Here is a 2,978-nt window from a genome sequence, read left to right as displayed (position 1 = left end):
CTGTCATGTATGACAATGTATGACGCTTGTCATACATAAATTATACCACATAATTTACTAAATAAAAACCATTTTTTCATAAAAAAAATAGCAATACTTTCGTATTACTATTTTAAAAATCTTCAATCCAGTCTTTTTTCAGCCTATTAAGACTTTATACTGTATCTCTGGATACAGTACCTTTATTTATGCTGACAATGAGTAGTATCAGCCCTCATATTTCGGTTGCTATCGAGGAAGTAACAAATATCATTTTTAGCTCCAGTTAATTTAAAGCCTAAGCTTTACAGTATATCTGGATACTGTACTCTTTATTTCAGTTGACAATGAGTAGTATCAACACCCATTTATACCTCGCTATCGGGTTAGCGAATAAATTTACAATTATATTTTATCATTTCCTAAAACCCATTACTAGTACTATACCTTCATAAAATCTATTAAAGCTAATGCTATACTATCTTTTTGTGATAGATTATTTTCTTTACAGTATGAAGCGAATTGCCCTAAAACATTTTTATAGGTTCTAACTGACCTAGTTACAATTTCCCCTTCAAGCTCATAGCTCCTATTTGATATTTTATAATTCCTAGTAATAATCTTTAATATATTTATTTCCTCTTCGGTAAGCTCTATTTTTTCTTGTGTTACACTCTTAACTTTTTGTGTTATAACACTCTGTGTTGCAGATGTGTTATTTTTATGTAACACATCTGTGTTTTGTTGTGTTATAACACTTAATGTTACCTCTGTGTTACTAACTAATTCATATTGCTTTAAATCCTTATTGTATCTATAGTTTGCTCTATTTAATTTTTTTCTTAAAGTATCTTTTCCCACCTTCATTTCTTTTTCAATCTGTGCCGTTGATAGCCCCTCTTTTAGCTTTTCATTAACTACTTTTGCTATGTCCTCAATCCCAATATTCATCTAAACCCCTCCTGTAACACATTCTATTATTACTATAACACTAATAGAAAAATATCCTTGTCGAAGCTTAGACCTAACAACATAAAAATAGCCACTAAATAAGAGATAAAGTATCTCCGTACTTAGTGACTAGCCAGGGACGAAAAAAGAAAGCAATATACATACATATTAAGACGCCGTTTCAGTTTACACTTTTCCATTTATTATATTTGATACATAAACTCTACTTACTCCTAAATCTTTTGCTATTTCTGTATTATTTAATCCTTTTGATTTTAAACTCTTAACACCTTTAATTAACTCATTCTTCTGTTGTTCTCTCTTAGTTAATCCATCATCATTTCTTCTATTAACCTTTTTAGTTTCATACCCTCTTTCTCTTTTTACGCCTAAACTAATTATAGTTGATAATTCCCTTTGCTCTTCCTCGCTTATATTAAGCATATTTATTATAGTTTCATTCTTTGGTAAGATTAAATTATCTGCTCTTTTATATCCATTTCTAATTATTGTTCTTAACTCACTTTGGCTTGTCCTACCTTTAGCCTTTATCTTACTACTAACCCACTCTAGTTCCTTCATAACCTTATCCGAGCTACTTCCAGTAGATAATATATAATAAGTACCATATAACATCATAAAGGCATTTCTGCACCCTTCTATATCATAATCTCTTAACTTTAATATCTTCTTTAAATCATTAAACCTACTACAATTCAAATTATAGCTATTTTGCATTAATGTTACTTTAGATTTTCTCTTTGCTTTTGGTTTCTTTTCCTTTGGATCATATGGCAAGTATTTATTATACAAGTCATATAAATCATATTCTTTTATATCATTATCTATTAGTTCTTTAACTATATTTTGATATTTACTATTTAATGTCCCAACAACTCTCAATGGTTGTGTTGTTGCTATTGCTTTTAAATCTGCACCTAACTTTAACAACTCATTATTTAAATAGTATTGTAACTTTTTCCATACCATTAAATTAGTTTTATTTGTTCCAGCGTAATCTTTTATTACCCACTTTATATGAATACCTCCACCAGTGTATATTACTTTATGATATCGAGGTATTTTATTTTCTTTAACCAATATATCTATTTGCTTTATTGTTTCTTCTACATTCTCAACATTATCTATATCACACCACAACATTCTTAGTTGTAGTAAATTGCTCTCTGCTCTACTCTCTACACTCTTAAAGGTGTTCGGCGTACTGTAAATATCATAGTACCCTTCATATCCACTCACTACATCATCAATATAATAACTTTCAGTAGCATTGAATGGGTTTAAATCACCTATTATTTTTATCATTGTATGAGTATATCCATCAAAAAAACTATCTTGTTTAAGTATTGCCATTACTATTCCCCTCATTTCACGTATAAAAAAAGCCCTGTTTAGGTTTTAAATATCCTAAACAAGGCTTGAAATGTTTTTAACTAGATGTTATAATCGTGCTAGTAAAAGCTTTCAATACTTTTTTGGGTAGTCAGTATACCTAAATTAGTTTCTTATAAATGTGGTTCGAAGCATATTTATAAGTACGAGGGCTTTATTTTTTTGTACTTTTATTTTAACCAAATATTATGTAAATGTCTATCTTTTTTCTTTATGCAACAATAAGAGGGGTAATATTCTATTATTCACCCTCTTTTATTTATCTGTCCATCCCCCTATTTCTACTCTTATTCTTTTGTTTCATTGCTTCCCTTTCACTCTTTTGCTTCAACTGTTCATCATAGCTCTTAACATCACTTATACTCTTTATAGCCTTTTCAAACATACTTAAAATATCTTTAGCTCCAATAGTTGGTTCTGATTTAAATTCAACTTTTTTATCTAAGTATATTTTATCAATATTTCCTATATCAACTTTGCTACCACAATACTCATTGATAGCTCTTATATTCCTAATTCCTTTAACATCTAAGTATAAAGATTGTGGGAACTGGTCTTTATATTCAGAATAGAACTCTCTACGTTCCTTTAATACTAATATCTTATCTGCTTTGCCTAATACATCTATCTGACTC

3 protein-coding genes are annotated in these 2,978 nt (G+C 29.1%); all 3 read right to left on the bottom strand.

Translation table 11 applies throughout. The annotated features are described in order from the left end of the window. Positions 1-420: 420 nt before the first annotated feature. Positions 421-930, bottom strand: a complete 510-nt coding sequence (locus ACRC03_RS14470) for a hypothetical protein (protein ID WP_438653293.1) — start codon at positions 928-930, stop codon at positions 421-423. Between the two features lie 186 nt (positions 931-1,116). Beyond that, positions 1,117-2,304, bottom strand: a complete 1,188-nt coding sequence (locus ACRC03_RS14465) for a hypothetical protein (protein WP_438653292.1) — start codon at positions 2,302-2,304, stop codon at positions 1,117-1,119. A gap of 298 nt (positions 2,305-2,602) precedes the next feature. Then, a partial coding sequence (locus tag ACRC03_RS14460; protein WP_438653291.1) for a hypothetical protein occupies positions 2,603-2,978 on the bottom strand: 376 nt, incomplete at its 5' end.

Origin of the sequence: Romboutsia sp. (assembly GCF_051659545.1) — a bacterium.
Taxonomy (GTDB): Bacteria; Bacillota; Clostridia; order Peptostreptococcales; family Peptostreptococcaceae; genus JBOFOR01.
The sequence above is the reverse complement of the archived record's forward strand: the minus strand, read 5'-3'. Positions and strand labels throughout refer to the sequence as shown.

Coding starts and splice junctions, on each gene's coding strand:
- ACRC03_RS14470 (WP_438653293.1), bottom strand. CDS start 930: ATGAATATTGGGATTGAGGACATAGCAAAAGTAGTTAATGAAAAGCTA.
- ACRC03_RS14465 (WP_438653292.1), bottom strand. CDS start 2,304: ATGGCAATACTTAAACAAGATAGTTTTTTTGATGGATATACTCATACA.